The sequence below is a fragment of the Flavobacterium sp. WC2409 genome, assembly GCF_041200085.1.
Lineage (GTDB): Bacteria > Bacteroidota > Bacteroidia > Flavobacteriales > Flavobacteriaceae > Flavobacterium.
In genome coordinates this window covers 2,456,456-2,482,096 of the sequence record NZ_CP165625.1, presented here as the reverse complement: position 1 = coordinate 2,482,096, position 25,641 = coordinate 2,456,456, and the positions used below count along the sequence as shown (strand labels likewise).

Here is a 25,641-nt window from a genome sequence, read left to right as displayed (position 1 = left end):
ATGATAACTCTAAAAGGCGAAAATATATACATCCGCGCATTGGAACCTAATGATTTAGAGTTCATCTATGCCATTGAGAATGATCAGCGTATTTGGGAAGTAAGCAATACACAAACCCCATATAGTCGATTTTTAGTAAAACAATATTTGGAGAATGCGCATCAAGATATATATGAAGCCAAGCAATTGCGTTTGGCCATATGTCAAGACCAAGACTTTCCTGCATTGGGATTAATCGATTTATTTGATTTTGATCCAAAGAATAATAGAGCAGGAGTAGGGATTGTAATTCAAGGGCAGGAAAATCGAAAACAGAACATTGGGTCCGAAGCTTTGGAGCTTTTAATTCAGTATTCATTTCTCCATTTAAATTTACATCAATTATATGCAAATATTGGGACTGAAAATAAATCTAGTATCGCTCTTTTTACTAAATTTGGATTCCAAAATATAGGTACAAAAAAAGATTGGAATCTGGTGAATGGTGTTTACAAAGACGAAGCCGTTTTTCAATTAATCAATAATCAACTTTAATATTTAAGTTTTGAATTTTAAAAAATATATTACCATCGCAGCTGTTGTTTTAGTAAGTGGATTAATCATTTACGGTTTTGTTTTGATGAGCCAAATTTTTGCTGCTAACACTAAGTTTTCAGATAAAGAAGTTTATGTTCATATCCCAACAAATGCAACGTATACTGATGTCAAAAAAATATTGGCAGATTATGTCGTAAATATCGACCGTTTAGAAATGGTAGCCAGTAAAATGAGTTATCCTGAAAATGTAAAATCGGGACGTTTTCTTTTTACTAAAGGGATGAATAGTTATGAATTAGTCAAATCTTTAAGAAGTAATGTTCCTGTAAAGTTGGCTTTTAATAATCAAGAGCGAGTGGAAAATCTTGCTGGTCGAGTAGGATCCCAAATTGAGGCGGACAGTTTATCATTATTAACTTCATTTAAAGATTCTATCTTCTTGAAAGAAAACGGATTTAATGAAGATAATGTTTTGGCCATGTTTATTCCTAATACCTATGAAACGTATTGGAACACATCTGCAGAGAAGTTTCGAGATAAGATGATTAAAGAATACCGTAATTTTTGGAATAAAGAAAGAGTTGCTAAAGCAGAAAAACAAGGTTTAAACCCAATTGAAGCTACAATTTTAGCTTCTATCGTACATAAAGAATCGGTTAAAAAAGATGAAAGACCAAGAATTGCAGGAGTTTACTTAAACCGTTTGCGATTGGGCATGCCGCTTCAAGCGGATCCCACAGTAATTTTTGCTATCAAGAAAAAAGACGATGACTTTAATCAAGTAATTAAAAGAGTGTTTTTTAAAGACTTGACTATGTCTTCTCCTTATAATACCTATGTCAATATTGGACTTCCTCCTGGTCCTATTGCAATGCCCGACATTACAGCTCTAGAAGCAGTATTGGATCCAGAAAAGAATGATTTTATTTATTTTTGTGCTAGTGTAGAACGTTTTGGATACCATGAATTTGCTGCGACTTTGCCTGAGCATAATAAAAATGCTAAAAAATATTCGGATTGGATCAACAGCCAAGGAGTAAAAAGATAGGTTTGAAATATAAAGCTATTTTTTTTCTGATGTTTTTTTTGGTAAGTGGACTGCGTGATGCGGATGCTCAAAATAATTTCGATCGTTTTTTAAAACCTTCGGACACTTTAAATATAAAAAGACAAAATACAGTTATTCTTTCAGAATCAATATTGGCCTCTACAGCGTTAGTAGGCTTAAACCAGCTATGGTATGCCGATTATCCAAGATCTAATTTTCATTTTATAAATGATAATGCGGAATGGCTTCAAATGGATAAAATAGGACATTTCTATTCTTCGTATCAAATGGGAAGGATGGGAAGTGAAATGCTACAATGGAGTGGAGCTAGTAAAAAGAAGCAATTGCTATATGGTGCTGGTTTAGGATTTGCATTTTTAACGGCTGTTGAGGTTTTAGATGGCTATTCGTCAGAATGGGGAGCATCACCCGGAGATGTTATTGCAAATGCCTCTGGAACGGCTTTATATGTTTCTCAAGAATTACTATGGAATGAACAACGTATTATACCAAAATTCTCTTTTCACACCACACAATTTGCCCAATATAGGCCCAACGTTTTAGGGAGCAACTTAGCGGAGCAGATCCTTAAAGATTATAACGGTCAAACGTATTGGCTTTCGGTTAATTTATATTCTTTTTCCAAAGGTTCTAAAATACCAAAATGGCTTAATCTCGCAATGGGTTATGGAGCGGATGGAATGGTGAGTGGAAATAGCGAAAATTCTGATAAATTACTCCTTCCGAAAACAGAGAGATTCAGACAGTTTTATTTGAGTTTTGACGTTGACCTGACGAAAATTGAAACAAAATCTCATTTTTTGAAGACTTTTTTCTCTGTTTTTAATACGCTTAAAATTCCAGCTCCAACGATTGAATACTCAGTTAACGAGGGTTTTAGAGGACGAATTTTATATTTTTAAAAAGTTTAACGGGTTGATTTTCAGCTTTATGAAATTTATTGTATCTTTGCACGCAGAAATTTCTTAACGGGACAGCGTTTTGAAGAAAAACAATTTATGGTAAAGAAGTGGTATTTTTATACAAGTTTGGCGATTATTATAGCCTTTTTAAGTGCGGGTTTTAAACCTCTTAAAATAGAAAAAAATGATTGGTTTCTAATAAAAAACACGGATGGAACACGATACTTATATCCATCCATAGAACAAGAAGATTATATCAATTTAAATTTCCCTTTTACTGGAAATTTATTTATTGGTTTTAAGGAAGCTCTTGGTTTCAAAGAATCAGAAGGGAAATACAAAAAAATCAATTCTCTCGGTTATTTAGGTAAATACCAATTTGGTATAGAAACCTTAAGATCTGTTGGTGTGAAGGATAGTATTTTATTCCTAAAAAGCCCCAAATTACAAGAAAGAGCCTTTGTGGCACTTTTATCAAAAAACAAATGGATATTACAAGATATCATCGAAAAGTATGATGGTAAAGTAGTTAATGGAATTTTGGTAACAGAATCAGGAATTTTGGCAGCTGCACATCTTGGAGGAGCAGGTTCTGTAAGAAGATACTTTAAGCACAATGGGAAGAAATTTATTAAAGATGCTTATGGTACTTCAATTAGAAGTTATATGAAAGCATTTGGAGGTTATGACACTTCCTTTATTGTGGCTAATGTAAATGCAGTGGCAAGTTTAAATTAATTTTCACAAAAACACTAAAAAATATAAAAGCAGTCCAAAATTATTTGGACTGCTTTTTTTATTTTGCTTTTAAAATTTCACCATTTGAGCGAACAAGCAGTTTCATCTTTTTATCGCCTTTTTCAATTTTCAGATTGTATTGTTTTTTAACAATATCACCTGCTTCTTGGGAGTATAAATACTTGTCGTTGACAATATTCCATCCTGGATAAGCTTTGTAAATTGAATAAACAACTTCATTTGGTAGTCTTACATTTTGGTAATTTTCTACAACTCTAACTAGTTTTCCTTTTTCATCATAAGTTGCAGATAAGGAACCATTTTTTGTTTCCATCAATACCAAATAATTTTCAAAACCTTCATAATCTTTCCCAATGTCATAAGCAATGAATTTTTGTTCCATATTTCTAACATCTTGATCTGGATGATTGTCAGGAATGTATACGGAAAAATCAGATCCGATTCTTTTAATTACCACTGCGGGTAATTCTTCAACATTAACCTTTCCCTGTTCTGCGTCTTGCTTCATTTTATCTTGTGAATAAACGGAAAAAGTTAGGCCCATAAACAATAACATAATAATAAATGATTTCATAATATTTAGTTTTTAAATTAATATTTAGTTATACATAATATTATAGGTTAATTTAGCGTTAAGGGCTATTAATACATTGTTAATCAACAATTTAACATTAATAAAGGTAGTTTTTTTTTATCTAAATTATGTTAATTTAATCTGTATTGTATGTTAATAATATTGAATTCTATGTGTTTTTATTTATTAAGAATAATCATTATTATTTGTTCTGCATCTTAAGGTTTAATAATTACAAGTATTATTTGATGGTGTATCCTCAAGGTTATCATAAAAAAAGCTGTTCTTTTTTAGAACAGCTAAATTATTTTACATTTAAAGACCTGCAATGATTTCTCCATTGGGGTGAACAGTTAATTTTCGCGTTTCATTTCCTTTTTTTATTTTTAAATGATACTGTTTTTTTTGAATGTCACCTTCTTTTTGAGAATATAAATACTTATCATTAACAATTTCCCAACCTGGAAAGGATTTGTAAACTGAGAAAATTACTTTACCGGGTAATTGTATGTTTTTATAATTTTCAACTACGTGAGTTAATTTTCCATTTTCATTGTAAGTTGCGGATAATGATCCATTTTCTATTTCCATTACGACTAAGTAGGTATTAAATCCTTCATAATCTTTACCTAAGTTATAAGCAATAAATTCATTTTCTAATTTTCTAATGTTACTATCTGGATTTCTATCTGGTAAATAGACTGAGAAGTCTTTACCCGCATTTTTAATGACAACTGCAGGTAAATTTTCTACAGTATAATTGATGACATCTGAATCGTCATTTATGTTGTCTTGAGAATAAGATAAACTTGTTATTCCTAATACTAGTATTGCAATAATATATGCTTTCATAATAGTTTATTTTAGTTGATTAATAGTTAATTGTAGCATTAAATTTTTAAGGTTTATAGTTTTCTTCCCCTTTTCATTATTATAATTTAAACTACACTTTTTAATAAAATAACAGTTAAGACTTGGAGCATACAATTAGTTCAGTTGCCTAATTAGGTAAAGTTATTTATTTTTTTAGTACTTGATAGTTAAGGTTTTACGTAAATTTTGTTAATAATAGAAGTCTGTATTGCCATATATTTAATAGGAAGGGTTCCTTTTTTTTAATTAGATAAAATACGCTTTAAAATAAAAAACACCAACATAAAGTTGGTGTTTTACTATTATATGATTTATCTATTATTATTATTATTTATTACCCTATCAGAATTTCTAATATTTTAATAGCAGCTTCGCTAATTTTTGTCCCAGGTCCAAATACAGCTACTGCACCAGCATCAAATAAAAATTGATAATCTTGTGCCGGAATCACACCACCTACGACTACCATTATATCTTCACGACCATATTTTTTAAGCTCTTCTATCACTTGTGGAACTAGAGTTTTGTGGCCTGCAGCCAATGAGGAAACACCAAGAATATGTACATCATTTTCTATGGCTTGTTTTGCAGCTTCGGCAGGAGTTTGAAATAACGGACCAATATCCACATCAAAACCTACATCAGCATAACCTGTGGCAACTACTTTCGCCCCACGATCGTGTCCATCTTGTCCCATTTTGGCAATCATGATTCTAGGACGACGACCTTCTTGTTTGGCAAAGGTATCGGCTAGCTGTTTTGCTTTTTCAAAACTTTTATCGTCTTTAATTTCTTTACTATACACGCCACTAAAGGATTTAATTTGTGCTTTATACCTTCCAAAAACAGTTTCTAAGGCATCACTAATTTCGCCTAGCGTAGTTCTGTTTCTTGCAGCTTCTACTGCGATTTCCAGTAAATTACCTTCACCAGTTTGAGCACAAAGGATTAATTTTTTAATTGATTCTTGTACCTTATTAGTATCTCTTGTTGCTTTTATACGATCGAGTTGTTCCAGTTGTTGCTTTCGCACCATCTGGTTATCGACATCTAGAATTTGTAAAGGATCTTCTTTGTCCAAGCGGTATTTGTTGACCCCTACAATTATGTCCTGTCCACTATCAATGCGGGCTTGTTTTCTTGCCGCTGCTTCTTCTATTCTTAGTTTAGGAATCCCTGCTTCAATCGCTTTGGTCATTCCACCTAGTTCTTCTACTTCTTCAATAAGTTTCCAAGCACTTTGGACAATCTCATCGGTCAAGCTTTCTACGTAATAACTACCTGCCCATGGATCTACAGTTTTTGTAATTTTGGTTTCTTCTTGTAAAAATATTTGTGTATTTCGAGCAATTCTTGCTGAAAAATCAGTTGGCAAAGCAATCGCTTCATCCAAAGCATTAGTATGTAGTGATTGTGTTCCTCCAAAAGCGGCTGCCGATGCTTCAATACACGTACGCGCTACATTATTAAAAGGATCTTGTTCTGTTAAACTCCAGCCACTTGTTTGGCAATGAGTTCTTAATGCTAATGATTTATCATCTTTTGGATTAAACTGTTTCACTAGTTTGGCCCATATCATTCGCCCAGCACGCATTTTAGCAATTTCCATGAAGTGATTCATTCCAATCGCCCAGAAAAAAGATAAACGAGGGGCAAACTCATCAATTTTCATTCCCGTTGCTAGTCCAGTGCGAATGTATTCCAATCCATCCGCCAATGTGTAAGCCAATTCAATATCGGCAGTAGCACCTGCTTCTTGCATGTGATATCCCGATATAGATATCGAGTTGAATTTTGGCATTTTCTTGCTTGTAAATTCAAAAATATCGGCAATGATTTTCATGGAAGGAGTTGGTGGGTAGATGTAAGTGTTACGCACCATAAACTCTTTTAGGATATCATTTTGTATCGTTCCAGAAAGTAATTCTGGTTTTACCCCTTGTTCTTCGGCTGCGACAATATAGAAAGCCATAATAGGTAATACGGCACCATTCATAGTCATGGAAACTGACATTTCATCCAATGGAATTTGATCGAATAATACTTTCATATCCTCAACCGAATCTATTGCCACACCCGCTTTTCCTACATCTCCCACAACACGTTCATGGTCTGAATCATATCCCCGATGCGTTGGTAAATCAAATGCAATGGATAATCCTTTTTGACCAGCTGCAAGATTTCTTCTGTAAAAAGCATTGCTTTCCTCTGCAGTTGAAAAACCAGCATATTGACGAATTGTCCATGGTCTGCGCACATACATCGTAGTGTATGGTCCGCGCAAATTTGGCGCAAAGCCAGCTCCAAAATCTAAATGCGCTAGATTTTCAATATCCTTTTCAGAATAGGTTGGTTTGAGTTCGATTCCCTCTGCCGTTAAGAAATTTTCAGACAATGAATTTTGATTGTCTTCTATTGTCTTAGTACTTTCTAATTTAATATGTCTGAGGTCATTTCTTATCATTTTGACTCTAATTTTTGTGCGTTTTTAATTGATTCCTTTTATTGAAAATTACTCTAATGCGAGACGTTCCTGTTCCGTTTTCTCGGCAAGGCGTTTTTCTATAATAGGGGTTATCAACGTTTTTCTTGGATTGATTTTTATAAATGGATAAAGTTCTAAATCCTGTTTCATGTGATCTTCTTTGTTTGGGTATTTATTGGTACCTAACAATACTTCTTTTCCTGAGTCAAAAAGATCTTGCTCTTTATCAGCACTTTCCTGAATTTTTCTTTTAATGATTCCTTCATTCAATTGTTTTAGAAAACCACCATTGGATTCGATGTCTTTAAACAAAGTCAACGATTTTTCGGCCAGTTGATTGGTGAGTGTTTCTATATAATAACTTCCATCAGCGGGATTATTTACTTTATCAAAATAGCTTTCATTTTTTAATACTAACAGCTGATTTCGAGCAATGCGATCTCCAAACTCATTGTCTTTATGGTACAAAGAATCATAAGGTAAGTTAGCAATAGTATCCGCACCACCAATAATTGCCGACATACATTCGGTTGTGGTACGTAACATATTTACATTGTAATCATAAATGGTTTTGTTTCGTTTTGTGGGTGTAACAAAGAGATGACAATTTAAGTTGTGATTGTATTCTTTGGCAATTAGCTTAAATAAAAGGCGTAATGCTCGAAGTTTTGCAATTTCAAAAAAGTAATTGGTGCCTACAGCAACTTCAAAAACAATAGGTTGATTAATAATAGGAATTCTATTAAAATATTCATTGGCATGCGCTAAACTATAAGCAATTTGCTGTACCATATTAGCACCTGCATTTTGATATAAACTGGTGTCAATACTTATTATCGAATGATTTGGTACGGCAGTTGCAATTAAATTGAGCGTATCAAAATTGGTTTTATCCTTAGTTGTAAACCAGTTTCCCTCTTTGGCTAATTGTCCTATTGGATCTAAATTGATAAATACAACTGCCTTTTTTTGCATTGCTATTGTATTGATTTTAGCTACGAAATCGATTGAAATAAAGTTTAAATTAAAGTAAACAAAAACATTTTCTAATGGTAAGTTTTCTAAAAGTTTAGTAATGTCAATAGTATCATTTTCAATAGTAAAACGAAGACTTTCAGCACCTCTATTTAAAGAATCTAAAGCTCTTTCTATTGATTTCTCAATATCAAAAACAAATATATTTTGGCAAATTTTAAAGTTGGAAGCCTTTGTGGTTATTGGAAAAGCTTTGGTAAATTCATCTTTGTGATAAAAAGGTTTCACCTTAATATCTTCTGGAGAATTCCATATTAAGGTATCATTATAATCGGCACCTTTAAGTTCAAACTGGATTTTTTGTTTCCATTGTTTGGAAGAAACAGGATCGAAATCTTCAAATAAATTAGTCGCCATTTTTATTTTTGTTTTTTATAATTCAGGGTTTATTGCTGTTCTCTATACTGTCACCTTCAAATTCGATCAGATAAATATCCTCACTATCTTTTTTCATATAGTAGTTTTCACGAGCATATTTTTCTATTTGTTCTGGGTTTTTTAGTTCTTTAATTTGTTCTTCGTCTTTTTTTATTTCCTCTTGATAATATTCTTTATTATCCTCAAGTTCATTGATTTGAGTATCTAAAAATCGATGGTCAAAATAGGAATAGTTGTCCAAAAAAACCATCCAAGTTGAAAAGAAAAGCAATACCCAAATGTATTTATTACTTAAAAATTTAAACCAAGGTTTGTCTTTATGTGGATTTGTCATTTCTTTTTTTTTAAAGTCCTTATTAAACGAATAGCCAATGTTTTATTAACATAACTAAAGTTGAAAACGTAAAATAATGCTTAGTTTATGCCTTCCGTTGCAATTAAATTCTAGAATCCTATATTCTGATAAAATTACAATAAAATTATAGAATTCTTTGATTTATTACTGCCCGAACTACATCAATAGCTACTGTATTGTATTTGTCATTAGGTATAATAATATCCGCAAATGCTTTTGTGGGTTCTATAAATTGCTCATGCATAGGTTTTAATGTTGTTTGGTAACGGTTTAAAACTTCCTCCATATCACGACCTCTTTCAGCAATGTCACGTTTCATTCGACGGATTAATCTTTCATCAGAATCAGCGTGAACATAAATCTTTACATCAAATAAATCTCTTAATTCTGGATTTGCCAAAATTAAAATACCCTCCACAATCATCACTTTTCGAGGATGTGTAAAAACAGTATCATCGCTTCGATTGTGCGTCACAAAAGAATACACGGGTTGATTGATGTTATTTCCTTCTTTTAATTCTTTAAGATGTGTGACTAATAACTCGAAATCAATTGCACGTGGATGATCAAAATTGATTAGTGCTCTTTCATCGAATGAAAGACCGTGATTTTCCTTGTAATATGAATCTTGTGAAATAATTCCTACCTCTGTTTCGGGTAATTCATTCATGATTTGATGAACTACGGTTGTTTTTCCGCTTCCAGTTCCACCTGCAATTCCTATAATAAGCATATAATAGTTGAGTTATTTATTGATGAAGCAAAAATAGGAATTTATAGATTGAAAATAGAGAATTGCTAAATTAGAATTAGTATTTATTAATTTTTTTAAACTAAAAATGGAAATCCGTATTATTCATTATAGATTAAATAGCTAATTTTTAGTTTGACCGAAGAGATACTCAGTTATAATGCCAATTTACCCACCAGTTTTTGAATTAATTTAGTACCTTTAATTTCCTAAAAATAATACTTTGTATACTCAAATCAATAAAAATATAAGCCGTTATGTCACTTTTGAAAAAGAGGAATTAAGCATTTTTAATTCTTTATTAGAAAATAAAAAAATTCCAAAAAAGACAATTCTTTTACATGAAGGTGAAAAATGCAATTTTGAAGCTTTTGTTGTAAAAGGTTGTGTTCGCAAGTATTATATAGATTCCAATGGTATAGAAGTGATTTTGCAATTAGCAATTGAAAATGCTTGGGTAAGTGATATTTCATTTAGTATTTATGAGGACAGTCCCAGTGATGTATTTATTGAAACCTTAGAAGATTGCGAATTTTTTATGTTCAATCCCGAATCTAAAGAGGTGTTATTTGCAAAGGCACCAAGATTTGAAAGGGCTTTCCGTATATTAATGCAACGCAATCTAGCAGTAACGCAAAAACGATTGTTTAATGCTATTTCTAAAACTGCAACAGATAAATATCTGGAGTTTTTAGATAAATATCCTACACTTTCTCAGCGTGTAGCGCAACATTATATCGCTTCCTTTTTAGGGATATCTCCTGAGTTTCTAAGTAAAATTAGAACAAAACTCGCTAAAAATTAATTTCAACTATTTTCATTTCTTGTCCTAGTTCAATGCTTTAGTTTCTTTTTAGTCGCAACTTTGTATCATAATAATTAACAAAAGCGAAAATGGAAAATACAAATAGTACTAAAGAAGGTTTGATTTCAAATTCTATTTTGCATAAAGCAAATACCAGAGGACATGCTAATCATGGATGGTTAGAGTCATTTCATACTTTTAGTTTTGCGGGTTATCACAATCCGGAACGTATGAATTTTGGTGTATTGCGCGTTTTGAATGATGATAGAGTGAGTCAAGGAATGGGTTTTGGAAAACACCCACACGATAATATGGAAATTATTTCTATCCCACTCGAAGGAGATTTAGAACATAAAGACAGTATGGGAAATACTACTGTAATTAAAGAAGGAGATATTCAAGCGATGAGTGCAGGAACTGGGATTTTTCACAGTGAGTATAATAAAAATAAAGACCAGTTGGTTAAGTTTTTGCAAATTTGGATTTATCCAAATAAAAAAAATGTAACACCTCGTTACGACCAAATCACTTTGGACTTGAAAGATCGTCACAATAATCTACAACAAATTTTATCTCCAAATCCAGAAGATGAAGGCGTTTGGATTCATCAAGATGCTTGGTTTCATATTGGAAAATTTGATAAAGGTTTTTCGACTTCATACCAATTAAAGAAAGCAGGAAACGGTATTTATGCTTTTGTTTTAAAAGGAGACTTTACTATTGGTGGTATTACTTTAAATGAGCGTGATGGTCTGGGAATAACTGATACGGATTCATTCAATCTTATTGCTAATTCTGATAATGCCGAAATTCTTTTGATGGAAGTACCCATGAAATTATAATTAGTTACGAAATAAATTAAATAATTAAAAATAATACTATTATGTCAACAACAAAATGGGCAATTGACCCAACACATTCAGAAATTGGTTTTAAAGTGAAACACATGATGTTTACTACTATTTCAGGTAAATTTACAAAATTTGATGCGTCAATCAAATCCGATGATTCGAATTTTGAAAATGCAAAAATTGAATTTACCGGAGCAATCGATTCAATTGCAACTGGTAATGCGGATAGAGATACCCATTTATTAAGTGCTGATTTTTTTGATGCAGGGCAATTTCCAACAATTAAATTTTCGGCAACTTCATTCTCTAAAATTAATGAAGGGGAATATGAATTGGTAGGTGATTTAACAATGCATGGGGTAACAAAATCAGTAAAGCTACCAGCAGAATTTAGTGGATTAATGAAAGACCCTTGGGGAAATACAAAATTAGCTCTTTCATTAGAAGGTAAAATTAATAGAAAAGATTGGGGATTAACTTGGAATTCAGCTCTTGAAACTGGTGGTGTACTAGTTGGTGAAGAAGTTAAATTGGCAATAGAACTTCAATTTATAAAAGAATAATCGGTTTTTAGCATAACCTCAGGTACTTCATGGAGTTGAGTTTTTTTTAGATAAAGTTATGGGAAATATAAATATTCTATACGTAGGCAGAAATTTTGAGATATTACGTACGGTAGTCCGATTAATTAATGCAAATGCTGATTGGTCTGGGATTGGTGTTTTGAATGATGAAGAAGCTAAAGTTCTTTTTCAAGAAAAAAAATTCGAAATAGTTTTATTGGGACCTGGAATTACTGAAGAAAGCGAAACCCATTTGCGTTTGTTTTTTAGGAAACAAAATTCTAATACTGCAGTGGTACAGCATTACGGGGGAGGTAGCGGATTATTGAAAACAGAGATTTTGATGGCTTTGAATGCCTAACTTTAAAAAAAGAGCGTTAATTAATTAGCGCTCTTTTTTTATAAGAATTTTGATTTTAGTTATTTATTCTTTTTTGCTTTAATCATCATTTCCAGTTGGTCCCATAATTCTTCTGGAATGGCTTCCAATAAATTAAACTGTCCAGCACCTTTAAGCCATTCACCACCATCAATTACAACTACTTCCCCATTTACATAGGCTGAAAAATCAGAAACCATATAGGCAGCTAAGTTGGCCAATTCTTGATGATCTCCCACACGTTTCAATGGCACTTTTTTAGCCATATCAAATTTTTCGGCAAGATCTCCAGGTAATAATCGATCCCAAGCTCCTTTAGTAGGAAATGGTCCTGGTGCAATTGCATTAGTTCGGATGCCATATTTTGCCCATTCTACAGCCAGACTTCTGGTCATAGCTAATACTCCAGCTTTGGCAGTGGCACTTGGCACAACATAAGCTGATCCTGTCCATGCGTAAGTGGTTACAATATTTAAAACAGTTGATGATGTTTGTTTAGTATCTATCCAATGTTTTCCAAAAGCAAGTGTACAGTTTTTAGTCCCTTTTAAAACGATATCAATTACGGTATCAAATGCATTAGCAGATAATCTTTCGGTAGGAGAGATGAAGTTTCCTGCAGCATTATTTAAAAGGACATCTACTTTTCCAAAAGCTTTCAAGACACCTTGCAGCATGTTTTCGACTTCTTCATAATGACGTACATCACACTGTAAAGGCAAACAGGTTCCACCTGTTTCTAATTCTAATTCAGAGGCTGTATTTTTTAATTTCTCTAGGTCTCTTGACGTAATTGCTACTTTTGCACCTAGTTCTAAGAAATATTTTGTCATTGCTTTACCTAAACCGCTTCCTCCTCCGGTTACGACTATAACTTTGCCTTTTAATGCATCATCGCGTAACATTTTATCTGTATAACCCATGATATAATTTTTTTATTGTAAATATAACAAATTAAATAGTATGCATGCATATAAAATCAAGTAATTGACTACACCTAAATTGCACATAGTTTTTTTGCCGCTTTTTCTAAAGTCGCATTGTCTTTTGCAAAACAAAAACGAATGAGGTGATGGTCTATGTTGTTTTCATAAAAAGTAGAGATGGGTATTGCCGCCACCCCATGCTCTGTGATTAATCTTTTGCAAAAATCAACATCGTTTTCATTTGATATAGAAGCATAGGATGCAACTTGAAAATAAGTGCCTTCGCAAGGCAGTAATTTAAAACGACTCTCTTTTAATAAAGCGCTAAAATAATCCCGTTTTTCAATATATAATTGACTTATTTCTTCAACAGATACTAAGTCTAAATAGTTGCTAATAGCCACCTGACAAATGCTATTCACACTAAAAACTAAAAATTGATGCACTTTCTTGATTTCTTTCATCAAATGTTCAGGAGCAATGAGATAGCCTATTTTCCAACCAGTAACATGGAAGGATTTTCCAAAAGAAGAAATTATTATGCAACGATTTAATAATTTTTCACGTGTATGAGCTGAAATATGTTTTTTTTCAAATGTGATGTATTCATACACTTCATCTGAGAGAACAATCATTTCAGGATATTTTTGTAATATATTTTCTAATGCTTCAAAATCAGAATGAATCCAAATTTTCCCAGTTGGATTATGCGGATTATTGACAATAATCATTTTTGTTTTTGAAGAACACGCATTTTCTATCTTTTCCCAGTTGGGAGTATAATTATCATTAAGAGGAACTCGCACTGGTTTTGCATTACATAAAAGAACTGGCGCTTCATAACAATCATAGCTAGGGTCTAAGATAATGACTTCATCATTAGATTTAATTAAAGCTTGAATGGTGGTAAAAATACCCTGGGTCGCACCAGCAGTAACAAGAATTTCAGTGTCTGGTCGAATGGTTCTTTTATAAGAACGGTAGGTTAGTTGAGCAATTTTGGTTAACAATGGAGGATAACCTGCCATTGGTAAATATTGATGTACATTTTCACTGGCTAACTGAGCTACAATAGTAGTCAAACGGGCGTCTACAGGAAAATTAGGGAAGCCTTGTGAAAGGTTGACAGCATCATATTCTGTTGCCATTTTAGACATTACTGTAAAAATACTTGTACCAATGTTGGGGAGTTTTGACATGCTTCTTTTTTTAATGATCTAAAAGTAAGTATTTGATTTGAGTTTAGAAATACATTTTTCGGATTCATTTTTTTGTAATCGACATTGTATTTATTTAAAACGGAAACACAAAGTAAAGTACTTTGTTAGGAGTACTTTACTTTGTGTTTTTATGATATTGTTTTATTTTTTTGGTTTAGGCATATCAGAGTTTCCCATGTCTCGAATACAAATGTATTTGCCGTCTTTTTTTTCAAATAGGCTGATGAAGTTGCCGCTCATGATTTTTGCATCAGTGGAATCTTTGACCTCATAGCCGCCAATTTCTACCACTTGATTGGCATCATTTGAAACATGAACTTCTTTAGTTTCAAAATTGATTTTGGCTCCTTTTGGAAAAGTTTTTAAATCCTCTTTTATTGAAGCTTGAATGGCAGCTTTCCCTTCTAAAGGTTTTTTTTCATTTGAAAAACTGATGGCATCATCAGCGTAATACATGATGTTATCGGTGCTTCTCGCATTAAAGTTAGTTGCAAATGCATCTTCCATCGACTGAATTTCGGTTTTGATTGCGTCTTTGTCAATTACGGCCATGGGTGCCTCTTTTTTTTGATTACAGGCTATCAGTAAAGACATAGTAACCAACATTAATCCTCCTTTTAAAATCTTGTTTTTCATAATTAAATTTTTTTAAATTTATAATGATGATTTTTGGTTAAGATAAGGGGATATTAAATTTAATTATAAAATATTGATTATCAGTGTTTAATATTTATTTTTTGATAATAAAATGAGTTTTATGCCATTTAATATTAAAAATTAAAAAGTGCTGAAGGTTATTATTAATAAAAACCAAAAATCCATTGCCATACAAAGCAGTTACTTTATAGGAAAATGGATATGGTTTTGAGATTTCTATTGTATAAAAAAGTTTATAGTTTAAAAATTACATTTTATGAATAATAAAAATAGTAGGTCGTTTATGTAAATCAATCGTTTCTTTTTTCCAAGCCGCAATTTTCTTAGTCTTGATGTATTCTGTTGGTAATGTAATGTCTGTAGCGATACATAAGTGTGTTTCAGGATGCAAGGTCAGTAATAAATCTTCGAGTAATTTATTGTTGCGATAAGGGGTTTCAATAAATATTTGTGATTGATTTTTTTCGAAAGAAATTCGTTCTAAAGTTTTAAAACTGGCTCTTTTCTCGTCTTTTTCAATAGGTAAATACCCGTGAAAGGTAAAGCTTTGACCATTCATTCCTGAAGCCATCATGGCTAATAGAATAGAAGAGGGGCCAACTAAGGGAACTACTTGAATTCCTTTTTCATGTGCTAGTTTTACGATAACAGCACCAGGATCAGCAACACCAGGGCAACCGGCCTCACTCATTAATCCCATGTTTTTACCTTCTAGTAATGGTTTGATAAAATCAAGATGTTCTTTTACTTCAGTGCGTTTGTTTAGAGTAAACAAAACTAAGTCCGATTGTTTCTTTTCGGGATTAACTTCTTTAATCGATTTTCGAGCTGTTTTGTCGTTTTCTACAATATAATGGTCAATAAAATCGATGGTCCTTTTAACAGTTTGAGGCAAAACATCCATTGGGTCGCAATCCCCCATTGTAGTTGGGATTAAATAGAGTTTTCCTAGTAAAGTATTTGGTTTCATTTTGATCGATTTATGTTTTTAATCTAATTTAGAAATGCAAAGAACGGCATTAATAAAGAAATGAATTTGTTTTGCAGGTAAAAATGAACTCCTAAAATTATGGGTGGGTCTCTTTAATTTTTGTAGCTATAATTTCGCAAACTTCATTTAGCATATTGTAAACGATGTCAAATCCATTGGGCATACCAAAATAAGGATCAGGTACATCTACATTTTCGTTGGGGTACAATTCGTTCAAAATGATTTGTACTTTATTCTTTTGTTCTTGAGTTTTAGATAATTCGATTACATCGTCATAATTGGATTTGTCCATGACATAGATGTAATCATAAGTTTCAAAATCAGAAGTATTGAATTGTCTTCCTTTTTGTTTTGAAATATCTAGTTTGTACTTTTTTGCTATAGCAATGGAGCGAGAATCTGGAGCGTGGCCAATATGCCAAGAACCAGTTCCTGCAGAATCTACTGTAAATTTTTCTTTTGGAAGTTTAGAAGCTAAGATACCTTCTGCCAACGGTGATCGACAAATATTGCCCAAACAAACCATTAAAATTTTTACGGGCATGATGCGTTTATAACGTTAATTTTTTATGGATATCTTCAACAAATTTTTTGAATTGTTTATCGGTTGCCACAAGATTGTCAACTGTTTTGCAAGCGTGTAATACTGTTGCGTGATCACGATCTCCAATTTGAGAACCAATATTGGCTAAGGACGCTTTAGTGAATTTTTTAGCAAAAAACATAGCCAGTTGTCTCGCCTGTACCACGTGTCTTTTTCTAGTTTTTGATTGTAATGTTTCTAAATCCAATTGGAAATAATCAGAAACAATTTTTTGAATGTAATCAATAGAAATTTCGCGTTTTACATTTTTCACAAATTTCTCTACCACACTTTTGGCTAATTCAATAGTAACCTCTTTTTTATTGAAAGAAGATTGTGCAATTAAGGAAATAATTGCTCCTTCTAATTCACGCACATTTGATTTAATGTTGCGTGCTACATATTCAATAATTTCTTCTGGAATCTCCACACCATCCCGATATAGAATGTTTTTCAAGATTGAAATTCTAGTTTCGTAATCTGGTTGGTGTAATTCAGCAGACAATCCCCATTTGAAACGAGATAATAAGCGTTGCTCAATATCTTGCATATCAACCGGTGCTTTGTCTGATGTAAGAATTACTTGTTTTCCATTTTGGTGTAAATAGTTGAAGATGTGGAAAAAGACATCTTGTGTTCCTGATTTACCCGAAAGGAATTGTACATCATCAATAATTAAAACATCGATCAATTGATAGAAGTGAATGAAGTCATTTCTATTATTTTTCTTAACGGAATCAATATATTGTTGTGTGAATATTTCGGCAGAAATGTATAAAACAGTTTTGTCTGGGTATTTGTCTTTGATTTCAACTCCTATAGCATGCGCTAAGTGTGTTTTACCAAGTCCTACGCCACCAAAAATCAATAACGGGTTAAATGATGTTCCTCCAGGTTTATTGGCAACAGCCATACCCGCTGAGCGAGCTAGCCTATTAGAATCTCCTTCAAGGAAATTATCAAAACTATAGTTGGCATTAAGTTGGGATTCAATTTTTAAATTTCTAATTCCTGGGATTACAAAAGGATTTTTTAATTCTGGATCTAAGTTTTTAAAAGGGGCGTCAACATTTTGTGGTTTCATTGGAGCCCGGTTGGCACTTGGTAATTGTTCCGTAAACGGTTGTTTATTACCATAAGTGTTTTCCATCTTAATTTTATAAAGTAACTTTGCGTTTTTACCAAGTTCCTTAGTTAAGGCAACTTTTAATAATTTCACATAGTGTTCTTCTAACCATTCGTAGAAAAATTTACTTGGAACTTGAATATATAATGCGTTATCGGTAAGTTCAACTGATTTGATCGGTTCAAACCAAGTTTTGAATGCTTGATCTTGAATGTTGTCTTTTATAAAAGACAAACAGTTTTCCCATACTGATTGAGCAGTTTTGTTCATAAATTCTATGTAAATTATTTTATTTAGTAATCGTTGTCTTATTAAATATTATCAAAAAAGATGATATTTTTCGGGGTAACAAATATGTGAACAAATTTCTGTAAAAAAAAATAATTAGGGGTTGATTTTGAAGAAATATTGTTGTAAGTAGGTATTGAATGTTAAAATAATAATGTTAAAATAATAAAATTCATAATGAAAGTACACGAATTTACAGTACGGGTTAGATACTCAGAAACGGACCAAATGGGGGTTGTTTATCATGGTAATTACGCGCAGTATTTTGAGATGGGACGCGTGGAATGGCTAAGAAACCTTGGGGTTTCGTATAAATGGATGGAAGAAAATGGCATAATGCTTCCTGTGGTATCTTTGAATATAAATTACAAAAAACCAGCCCGATATGATGATCTCTTAACTGTTAAAACTATTTTTAAAAGTCAGACTTCCGTTAAGATAGAATTTGACTATGAGATATATAATGAAAAAATGGAGTTATTAACAATTGCGAGCTCAATTTTGGTTTTTGTTGATATGAAAACGACTCGCCCCACACTTCCACCAGACTATGTAAAAGAAAAGTTATTACGAATTTAAAATTATTAGAATTGTATTATAATTATTCCTTAATTTTAATATCTATTTCATATAACGAATTAAAAATGTCGAAAATTGTTTCGGCATTTTTTTTACGTGTTTTTATTTCAATTGTTCCAATTGGTAATCCAGTTTCTTCATTTAGTTCCATTTCTTGAGAAACAATATCAAGCTTTTTTTCTTTAATTACCCGCATGACTTTATTCATGTTTTTATAATCGAATGAAATTAGATAATGTATATCTATCGTTTTTTCAAATATGGTACAATTTTCAAGTGTAATCTGTGCGGTTGTTTTATAAGCTGAGATTAAGCCTCCTACTCCTAATTTTGTTCCTCCAAAAATTCGAACCACAACAATCAATGTATTTGTTACATCAAAGGATTGTATTTGTCCATAAATAGGCATTCCTGCGCTATTACTTGGTTCTCCATCATCATTTGCTCTATAGGACAGCATATCGGTGCCTAATTGATATGCATAACAAAAATGGCCTGCATTTGGATGTTTTTTTCTAAGAACGTCAATTAATGGTTTTACTTCCTCCTCCGATTGGATTGGAAAAGCATAACCAAAAAATTTACTATTTTTCTCTTTAAATAAAATTTCTTCCGTTGGGGCTTCAATGGTATTGTAAGTATCTTTGTTTTTCAAAAGGAATTTTAAATTATATTTTTGGTAAATAGATCAACGACATCTTCTTGTCCTACTTGTAAATTCCAAATATTTAGCCCAAGTAAAAGGGCAGCATCTGTATTTTCTTTTTTGTCATCAACAAACAAGGTTCTTTTGGGTTGCAATTCATGTTTATTCAAAACGTAATTATAAATGCTACTGTCTGGTTTTCTCATGCCAATTTCGAATGAAAAATATACTTTTTCAAAACATTGGTAAAAATCACTATAAAAGGATATTCCGCTTTTATGTTCAAATTTTTTAATATGAATGGCATCCGTATTGCTCAATAAAAATAAACGGTATTTTTTTGAAAGCATTTGAAGGAATTCCAAACGATACAATGGAAAGTCTAATAGTACGGCATTCCAAGCTTTTAATATTTCACCTATACTTGCATTAGGAATGTGTTTTTGAATTCCAATCAAAAAATTTTCTCTAGAAATTTCTCCTTTTTCAAATGCAATATTTAATTTATCTAGATCTTCATTCCATTCTTTTAATCCTAATTTTTTTAAGGCATCACTAGTGGCTTGCTTATCTAGATTTATAAAAATATCCCCAAAATCAAAAATGATAGTATTAATCATGGTTTTTGTAAATTATAAGTTCGTCAGTACCAATCGAATGCTTTTCGATCTGATTTTTTTCTAAAGCAGGGGCTTTTGTTCCTGATAAAAAAGAGACGTTGCTTACGAATATTCGTGCTTCATCCCAAAGGTTTTCATCAATGAATGTTTGTAAAGTTTGTCTACCGCCTTCTATAATTACAGATTGAATTTGGTGTCGAAATAATACATTTGTGATTTGATGAGCTATGTTTTGCCCAAAATCAATTACTTCAAAGATACAGTTTTCTTTGTCAACATTTGATGTGGATTTACATAAAATTATAGTTTTAACTTGGTTGTCAAGTACATGTCTGTTTTTCGGGATTCGATTGTTTTGGTCGAGAATGATCCTAATAGGGTTTTGACCCTTCCAATCGCGAGCATCTAGTTTTGGATTGTCATCCATCACAGTTTGTGTGCCTACAAGTATAGCTTGCTCCTCAGTTCGCCATTTATGGACGAGTTGTCTAGAATAGGTATTGGTTATCCAAACGGGTCTTTTTTCTGTTTTTTCTTTCGGTGCAATAAAACCATCTTGAGTTTCTGCCCATTTTAAAATTATGTAAGGTCTTTTCTTTTGATGAAAAGTAAAAAAGCGTTTGTTTAACTCGTTGCATTCGTCTTCGAGTATGCCAACAGTGACATGTATTCCTGCTTCAATTAATTTTTTGATTCCATTTCCTGCCACTTTTTCATTTGGGTCAACAGTTCCAATAACAACATTTGGAATTTTATTTTGGATAATTAAATCACAACATGGAGGCGTTTTTCCAAAATGACTGCAAGGTTCCAAGCTCACATAAATGGTCGCTTTTTGTAATAAGGATTTGTCCTTTACGGAATTTATAGCATTTACTTCAGCATGGGGTTCACCCGCTTTTTTGTGCCAGCCTTCTCCAATAATTTTGCCGTCATAAACAATAACACTTCCCACTAAAGGGTTAGGATAGGTAGTTCCTAGTCCGTTTTTGGCTAATTCGATGCAGCGCTTGATGTATGTTTCATTTTTCTTCACTATGCAAAAGTAGTTATTTTTGAGTTTATGATTTAGTTTTAAAACTTCAGTAAATAACAATAAAGTATTTCTATTTTTGTCTTTCAAATAGTAGCATTTAATTATAATGGAAAACTGGATCATTAGAAAAATTGAAAAAAGAGATAATCAAAGCGTTGCGAAATTAATTCGTTCTGTTTTTGATGAATTGAATATTCCAAAAGTAGGAACAGCATATGCCGACCCTTATTTAGATTTAATGTATGAAGAATACAGTAAGCCTAGATCAGCGTATTTTGTAGTTGAAAACGAAGGAAGAGTAGTAGGAGTTGCAGGAGTAGCACCACTTGAAAATGAAGCGGAGACTATTTGCGAATTGCAAAAAATGTATTTTTTACCTGAAACTCGTGGTTTGGGAATCGGGAGCCAAATGATGGCTACTTGTTTGCAAAGTGCTAAAGATTTTGGATTTGAAAGCTGTTATCTTGAAACGATGCCTTATATGCTTGGCGCTCAAAAACTGTATAAAAAAGTAGGTTTTGAATACATAGATTCTCCTATGGGATGCACAGGTCATACTTCTTGTCCGGTTTGGATGTTGAAAAAATTATAAGTTATGAATTGTGAATTTTTAAATTCATAAAGCAATAAAGGAAATGAAAATTAAACAATACCGTGATCAATTTATTCAAGCACTTACTCCAATTCATGGAGAAGATGAGGCTGAGAGTTTTTTCTATTTAATATTAGAAGATAAAAACCAATTAAAAAGAATTGATTTGGCTTTGCAGCCTGATTTAGTTTTCAAAAATGAAGAAATCTTGGTTTGGAATTCCTTTTTGGAACAACTAAAACTAGAAATTCCAGTTCAATATTTATTAGGGAAAACGAGTTTTTATGGATTAGATTTTATAGTAAATGAAAATGTATTAATTCCAAGATCAGAAACCGAAGAATTGGTAGAATGGATTATTGAAACTCAAAACTCAAAACTCAAAACTCAAAAATTAAGAATTCTAGATATTGGTACAGGAAGCGGTTGTATTGCGATTTCATTAGCAAAAAATATTCCCGATGCTGAGGTTTTTGCTATCGATGTCTCGGAAAAAGCGTTGGCTACAGCCAAAAAAAATGCAATTGAAAACAATGTGGACGTCACATTTATTCATCAAAACATTCTTGAAACCGAAGATTTAGGGCAGCAGTTTGATATTATTGTTTCGAATCCTCCTTATGTTCGGAATTTAGAAAAATTAGAAATCAAAAAAAATGTTTTGGATAACGAGCCCCATTTGGCTCTTTTTGTAGATGATACAGATGCTTTGATTTTTTATAAAAAAATTGCTGAATTGGCTCAGAAAAACCTAACTCAAAACGGCTTATTGTTTTTTGAAATCAATCAATATCTTGGGAAAGAAATGATTGATTTACTGCAAGAAATGACTTTTAAAAATAGTGAATTGCGTAAAGATATTTACGGAAATAATAGAATGACCAAAAGTAGTTTGACTTAAGAATATAGTATCTTAAGCTTCTATTTACTCGTAACGTAAAGCCTCAATAGGATCAAGTGTAGATGCTTTTATAGCTGGATATAAACCAGATATAATTGCCACAATGAAACTGGTTAAAAAAGCTGCAAAAATGGCGCCCCATGGAATTACAAACGCAAAACTCATCGCAGTTGCTATTCCGTAACCAATCAGAATTCCGAAAATAATTCCCATTAATCCTCCTAATTGACCAATAAGTAGTGTTTCTATAAAAAACTGAAAAGCCACGGTGCTTTTTTTGGCACCTAATGCTTTTCGAACTCCAATTTCCCTTGTACGCTCCGTTACCGAAACAATCATGATGTTCATCAAAGCAATTGACGAACCTAGGATGGTTATAATTCCAATTAACCAAGAAGCTAATCCTAAATATTTTGTAATTCCTAGAATTCTATTTATTAAATCGTCAGAGCGTACTACTCCAAAATTATTATCTTTTAAAGGGCTCAATTTTCGAACTCTTCGCATAGTGCTCGTAGCGTTATCAATGGCTTGATCTAGAAGTTCTTTCTTAGAAACCATAATGCTCATGGTATAATTGATATTAGGAGCTGTAAATAAGGACCGCGCCACTTGAATAGGAATTAAAACTCTTAAATCTTGGCTATTACCAAAGGTGGATCCTTTTTCTTTTAGTACTCCAATTACCTTGAAACGGGCACCTCGAATGGAAATTATTTTATCAATTGGGTTTACGTCTTTTAATAATCCTTTTTCAAAATCAGAACCTACAATACAAGAATACGTATTATTAGAAATATCAAAACCATTAAAATTTCGTCCCAGTTTAGTTTCTAAACCAGAGTTTGTAATAAAATGTTCGTCTACACCCACAACAGAAATTTCAGGGTCAGTTTTGGTGGCTTCAAATTTTACTTCAGCTGCTGATGTGGCGGTAAATGATAATGAAGTTTCTGTAAAAGGATATTTGTATTTATTTTTAAATTCTACAGCTTCGGGATACGAAATAATTGGATTAATAATTTCTCGTTCTTCTCCTCGTCTTCGAGTAGTGTTTTCGTATTGATTTATATTGAATGTATTGGCTCCCATCGATGCGAAATCAGAGGATATCGTGTTTTCTAATGCGGACACAACAGTAAGAATCCCAACTAAAGCTGTTATTCCTATTGCAATGATTAAAACGGTTAGTGTGGTACGCAATAATTGCGTTCTAATAGAACCAATTGCAATCCGTACATTTTCTTTGAATAAATTTAGCATCATACTAGTTTGACACGAAAATACAATTTTTGTTACAAGTTTGTTTTAGAAGATGGAATATTTATTTTAAAAATAAGATATTTGCAGCAAGAATTATAAATTATAAAAATGGCATCAAAACCGAGTATACCTAAAGGTACTAGAGATTTTTCACCTGCTGAGGTGGCAAAACGTCAATATATCATGCAAATTATTAAAAGTAATTTCGAGAAATTTGGTTTTCAGCCTATCGAAACGCCTTCTTTTGAAAACTCAGATACCTTAATGGGGAAATATGGGGAAGAAGGTGATCGTTTGATTTTTAAGATATTAAATTCGGGAGATTATTTGGCCAAAGCCAATGTTACTCATTTAGAAAATAAAGACAGCACGAAGTTGACCTCAAGTATATCAGAGAAAGCCTTGCGTTATGATTTAACAGTGCCTTTTGCAAGATACGTGGTGCAACATCAAAATGAGATCGAATTTCCATTTAAAAGGTACCAAATCCAACCCGTTTGGCGTGCTGATCGTCCACAAAAAGGACGTTTTAGAGAGTTTTTTCAGTGTGATGCTGATGTGGTTGGTTCTAAGTCTTTATGGCAAGAAGTAGAATTAGTACAGCTATATGATACTGTTTTTACTGCTTTGGGTCTAGAAGGAGTAACCGTAAAAATCAATAATAGAAAAATATTATCTGGAATTGCTGAGGTTATCGGCGCATCGGATAAATTGATTGATTTTACTGTCGCTTTAGATAAACTAGACAAAATAGGAGAGGACGGAGTTAAAAAAGAAATGATTGAAAAAGGAATTGACGAAGTGGCTATTGAAAAAGTACAGCCTTTGTTTAATTTCACAGGAACAATTTCGGAGAAAATAGAAAAATTATCCCTGCTTTTAGCTCTTTCTGCTGAAGGAATGAAAGGAGTAGAGGAGCTACGTTTTATTTGTGATAATGTGATGGCCCTTGGATTGTCAACAGCGATTCTTGATCTAGATGTAACTCTGGCGCGCGGACTTAATTATTATACAGGTGCTATTTTTGAAGTGGCTCCGCCAAAGGCAGTCGCTATGGGGTCTATTGGTGGCGGTGGTCGCTATGACGATTTGACTGGAATCTTTGGATTGAAAAATATGAGTGGTGTTGGGATCTCTTTTGGTTTGGACCGAATTTATTTGGTTGTAGAAGAGCTTAATTTGTTTCCAGAAACAGTTACTGAAACCACAAAAGCACTCTTCATAAATTATGGTGATAGAGAAGCTTTTTATGCCATGAAAGCAGTTAAAGAATTAAGGGCTTCAGGGGTAAAAGTAGAACTCTATCCTGATGCTGTAAAAATGGCAAAACAGTTTCAACATGCTGATAAACGAAATATCCCTTATGCAGTAATTGCAGGTGAAAATGAGATAGAAGCCAATTTATTTTCGCTTAAAAACCTAGTAACAGGAGAACAGATTTCTTTTGATCTTGAAGGACTCAAGAAGGAATTATTAAAATAGGTAATAAGCCAAGTCTTGAAAAAAAACTAGAGTAATAAAAAATAGAAATACAATTTTTAAAAAGGAGTAAGCTCAGATTTACTACTTTATTTATGTAAAATTTCATTCTTCATAAAAGAGTTATAAAAAAAAGCTATTCAAATTTTTATTTTGAATAGCTTTTTTGTCAATACTCAATCTCATATAATTACTAAAAATTTTTGATTAGCAATTATTATTTTTTTGTTGCTTCTGTTTTAGTTGCTTCCATTTTTGCAGCTTCTTTTTTGTTGTGCTTTTTGTGTTTTCCAATTTTTACTTCTTTTGCAGGAGCAGTTGATTTAGTAGCAGTTTGTGCATTTACCATAGCTGTAGTTCCTAAAACTAACATTGCTAACAGGATTACTTTTTTCATAATTTCTAAAATTTAAATTGT

The 25,641-nt window shown here is 32.4% G+C and carries 29 protein-coding genes; 12 read left to right on the top strand and 17 right to left on the bottom strand.

The features are described 5' to 3' along the window. From AB3G34_RS10675 to AB3G34_RS10660, 4 genes are all read left to right on the top strand, one after another. The gene (locus AB3G34_RS10675) at positions 1-534 is read left to right on the top strand and encodes a GNAT family N-acetyltransferase (RefSeq protein ID WP_369752437.1); all 534 of its coding nucleotides are present in this window, start codon (positions 1-3) and stop codon (positions 532-534) included. Between the two features lie 10 nt (positions 535-544). Further along, positions 545-1,585, top strand: a complete 1,041-nt coding sequence (mltG, locus tag AB3G34_RS10670) for an endolytic transglycosylase MltG (protein ID WP_369752436.1) — start codon at positions 545-547, stop codon at positions 1,583-1,585. A 2-nt stretch (positions 1,586-1,587) separates the two neighbouring features. Next, entirely contained in the window at positions 1,588-2,508 is a 921-nt protein-coding gene (locus AB3G34_RS10665) for a DUF2279 domain-containing protein (RefSeq protein WP_369752435.1), read from the top strand. Positions 2,509-2,604: 96 nt separating this feature from the next. Beyond that, positions 2,605-3,246, top strand: coding sequence for a peptidoglycan-binding protein LysM (locus tag AB3G34_RS10660; protein WP_369752433.1), 642 nt, complete (start codon positions 2,605-2,607; stop codon positions 3,244-3,246). A 58-nt stretch (positions 3,247-3,304) separates the two neighbouring features. Here AB3G34_RS10660 and AB3G34_RS10655 read toward each other — a convergent pair whose 3' ends face one another. The 6 genes from AB3G34_RS10655 to udk all read right to left on the bottom strand — a co-directional run bounded on the left by AB3G34_RS10655 (position 3,305) and on the right by udk (position 9,700). After that, a complete protein-coding gene (locus tag AB3G34_RS10655; protein ID WP_369752431.1) occupies positions 3,305-3,841 on the bottom strand; it encodes a hypothetical protein in 537 nt (178 codons plus the stop codon). Between the two features lie 315 nt (positions 3,842-4,156). Then, on the bottom strand, positions 4,157-4,693 hold the full coding sequence (locus tag AB3G34_RS10650) for a hypothetical protein (RefSeq protein WP_369752430.1): 537 nt from the start codon (positions 4,691-4,693) through the stop codon (positions 4,157-4,159). Between the two features lie 355 nt (positions 4,694-5,048). Continuing rightward, positions 5,049-7,178 (bottom strand): methylmalonyl-CoA mutase, encoded by a 2,130-nt coding sequence (gene scpA, locus AB3G34_RS10645; RefSeq protein ID WP_369752429.1) that lies wholly within the window; start codon positions 7,176-7,178, stop codon positions 5,049-5,051. Between the two features lie 48 nt (positions 7,179-7,226). Further along, positions 7,227-8,591, bottom strand: coding sequence for a methylmalonyl-CoA mutase subunit beta (locus AB3G34_RS10640; protein WP_369752427.1), 1,365 nt, complete (start codon positions 8,589-8,591; stop codon positions 7,227-7,229). A 22-nt stretch (positions 8,592-8,613) separates the two neighbouring features. Beyond that, positions 8,614-8,946 (bottom strand): septum formation initiator family protein, encoded by a 333-nt coding sequence (locus tag AB3G34_RS10635; protein ID WP_367754795.1) that lies wholly within the window; start codon positions 8,944-8,946, stop codon positions 8,614-8,616. Between the two features lie 145 nt (positions 8,947-9,091). Next, positions 9,092-9,700: a uridine kinase gene (gene udk / locus AB3G34_RS10630; RefSeq protein WP_367754793.1), complete on the bottom strand. Its 609-nt coding sequence runs from the start codon at positions 9,698-9,700 to the stop codon at positions 9,092-9,094. Positions 9,701-9,941: 241 nt separating this feature from the next. On the opposite strand from udk, the gene AB3G34_RS10625 reads away from it, so the two are divergent. The 4 genes from AB3G34_RS10625 to AB3G34_RS10610 all read left to right on the top strand — a co-directional run bounded on the left by AB3G34_RS10625 (position 9,942) and on the right by AB3G34_RS10610 (position 12,298). Further along, entirely contained in the window at positions 9,942-10,523 is a 582-nt protein-coding gene (locus AB3G34_RS10625) for a Crp/Fnr family transcriptional regulator (RefSeq protein ID WP_367754791.1), read from the top strand. Between the two features lie 89 nt (positions 10,524-10,612). Then, entirely contained in the window at positions 10,613-11,365 is a 753-nt protein-coding gene (locus tag AB3G34_RS10620; RefSeq protein WP_369752426.1) for a pirin family protein, read from the top strand. A gap of 41 nt (positions 11,366-11,406) precedes the next feature. Next, positions 11,407-11,937, top strand: coding sequence for a YceI family protein (locus AB3G34_RS10615; RefSeq protein WP_369752425.1), 531 nt, complete (start codon positions 11,407-11,409; stop codon positions 11,935-11,937). Positions 11,938-11,995: 58 nt separating this feature from the next. Beyond that, positions 11,996-12,298, top strand: a complete 303-nt coding sequence (locus AB3G34_RS10610) for a hypothetical protein (protein ID WP_367754785.1) — start codon at positions 11,996-11,998, stop codon at positions 12,296-12,298. 59 nt (positions 12,299-12,357) lie between these two features. Here AB3G34_RS10610 and AB3G34_RS10605 read toward each other — a convergent pair whose 3' ends face one another. From AB3G34_RS10605 to dnaA, 6 genes are all read right to left on the bottom strand, one after another. Continuing rightward, positions 12,358-13,239: an SDR family oxidoreductase gene (locus AB3G34_RS10605; protein ID WP_367771678.1), complete on the bottom strand. Its 882-nt coding sequence runs from the start codon at positions 13,237-13,239 to the stop codon at positions 12,358-12,360. A gap of 74 nt (positions 13,240-13,313) precedes the next feature. Further along, a complete protein-coding gene (locus AB3G34_RS10600) occupies positions 13,314-14,441 on the bottom strand; it encodes a methionine aminotransferase (protein WP_369752423.1) in 1,128 nt (375 codons plus the stop codon). Positions 14,442-14,603: 162 nt separating this feature from the next. Next, positions 14,604-15,098, bottom strand: coding sequence for a DUF4440 domain-containing protein (locus tag AB3G34_RS10595; protein WP_367771672.1), 495 nt, complete (start codon positions 15,096-15,098; stop codon positions 14,604-14,606). Positions 15,099-15,366: 268 nt separating this feature from the next. Beyond that, a complete protein-coding gene (locus AB3G34_RS10590) occupies positions 15,367-16,089 on the bottom strand; it encodes an SAM-dependent methyltransferase (protein WP_367754778.1) in 723 nt (240 codons plus the stop codon). A 97-nt stretch (positions 16,090-16,186) separates the two neighbouring features. After that, entirely contained in the window at positions 16,187-16,654 is a 468-nt protein-coding gene (locus AB3G34_RS10585) for a low molecular weight protein-tyrosine-phosphatase (protein ID WP_367771667.1), read from the bottom strand. A 7-nt stretch (positions 16,655-16,661) separates the two neighbouring features. Continuing rightward, positions 16,662-18,089 carry a chromosomal replication initiator protein DnaA gene (dnaA, locus tag AB3G34_RS10580; protein WP_367754774.1) on the bottom strand — a complete coding sequence of 476 codons (1,428 nt, stop codon included), beginning with the start codon at positions 18,087-18,089 and terminating at the stop codon, positions 16,662-16,664. Between the two features lie 195 nt (positions 18,090-18,284). Here dnaA and AB3G34_RS10575 point away from each other — a divergent pair, with 195 nt between their 5' ends. Then, on the top strand, positions 18,285-18,686 hold the full coding sequence (locus AB3G34_RS10575) for an acyl-CoA thioesterase (RefSeq protein WP_367771665.1): 402 nt from the start codon (positions 18,285-18,287) through the stop codon (positions 18,684-18,686). Between the two features lie 22 nt (positions 18,687-18,708). Here the strand turns inward: AB3G34_RS10575 and AB3G34_RS10570 are convergent, their stop codons facing one another. The 3 genes from AB3G34_RS10570 to ribD are packed head-to-tail and all read right to left on the bottom strand — an operon-like array spanning position 18,709 to position 20,988. After that, positions 18,709-19,341 (bottom strand): YigZ family protein, encoded by a 633-nt coding sequence (locus AB3G34_RS10570; protein WP_367771663.1) that lies wholly within the window; start codon positions 19,339-19,341, stop codon positions 18,709-18,711. An 8-nt stretch (positions 19,342-19,349) separates the two neighbouring features. Continuing rightward, on the bottom strand, positions 19,350-19,952 hold the full coding sequence (locus tag AB3G34_RS10565) for an HAD family hydrolase (protein WP_369752421.1): 603 nt from the start codon (positions 19,950-19,952) through the stop codon (positions 19,350-19,352). Continuing rightward, the gene (gene ribD / locus AB3G34_RS10560; RefSeq protein WP_369754094.1) at positions 19,945-20,988 is read right to left on the bottom strand and encodes a bifunctional diaminohydroxyphosphoribosylaminopyrimidine deaminase/5-amino-6-(5-phosphoribosylamino)uracil reductase RibD; all 1,044 of its coding nucleotides are present in this window, start codon (positions 20,986-20,988) and stop codon (positions 19,945-19,947) included. The genes AB3G34_RS10565 and ribD overlap by 8 nt, the downstream gene beginning before the upstream one ends. Before the next feature lie 106 nt (positions 20,989-21,094). Between ribD and AB3G34_RS10555 the strand changes: the two genes are divergently transcribed. Together AB3G34_RS10555 and prmC are read left to right on the top strand one after the other, a co-directional pair. Next, complete coding sequence (locus tag AB3G34_RS10555; RefSeq protein WP_369752419.1) at positions 21,095-21,580, top strand: GNAT family N-acetyltransferase; 486 nt, start codon at positions 21,095-21,097, stop codon at positions 21,578-21,580. Between the two features lie 43 nt (positions 21,581-21,623). After that, positions 21,624-22,481 carry a peptide chain release factor N(5)-glutamine methyltransferase gene (gene prmC / locus AB3G34_RS10550; protein WP_369752418.1) on the top strand — a complete coding sequence of 286 codons (858 nt, stop codon included), beginning with the start codon at positions 21,624-21,626 and terminating at the stop codon, positions 22,479-22,481. A gap of 24 nt (positions 22,482-22,505) precedes the next feature. Here the strand turns inward: prmC and AB3G34_RS10545 are convergent, their stop codons facing one another. Beyond that, complete coding sequence (locus tag AB3G34_RS10545) at positions 22,506-23,747, bottom strand: ABC transporter permease (RefSeq protein ID WP_367754764.1); 1,242 nt, start codon at positions 23,745-23,747, stop codon at positions 22,506-22,508. Between the two features lie 105 nt (positions 23,748-23,852). Here AB3G34_RS10545 and hisS point away from each other — a divergent pair, with 105 nt between their 5' ends. Then, positions 23,853-25,226 (top strand): histidine--tRNA ligase, encoded by a 1,374-nt coding sequence (hisS, locus tag AB3G34_RS10540; protein WP_369752417.1) that lies wholly within the window; start codon positions 23,853-23,855, stop codon positions 25,224-25,226. A 214-nt stretch (positions 25,227-25,440) separates the two neighbouring features. On the opposite strand, the gene AB3G34_RS10535 is transcribed toward hisS, so the two are convergent. Further along, positions 25,441-25,620 carry a hypothetical protein gene (locus AB3G34_RS10535; protein WP_369752415.1) on the bottom strand — a complete coding sequence of 60 codons (180 nt, stop codon included), beginning with the start codon at positions 25,618-25,620 and terminating at the stop codon, positions 25,441-25,443. Between the last annotated feature and the right edge of the window lie 21 nt (positions 25,621-25,641).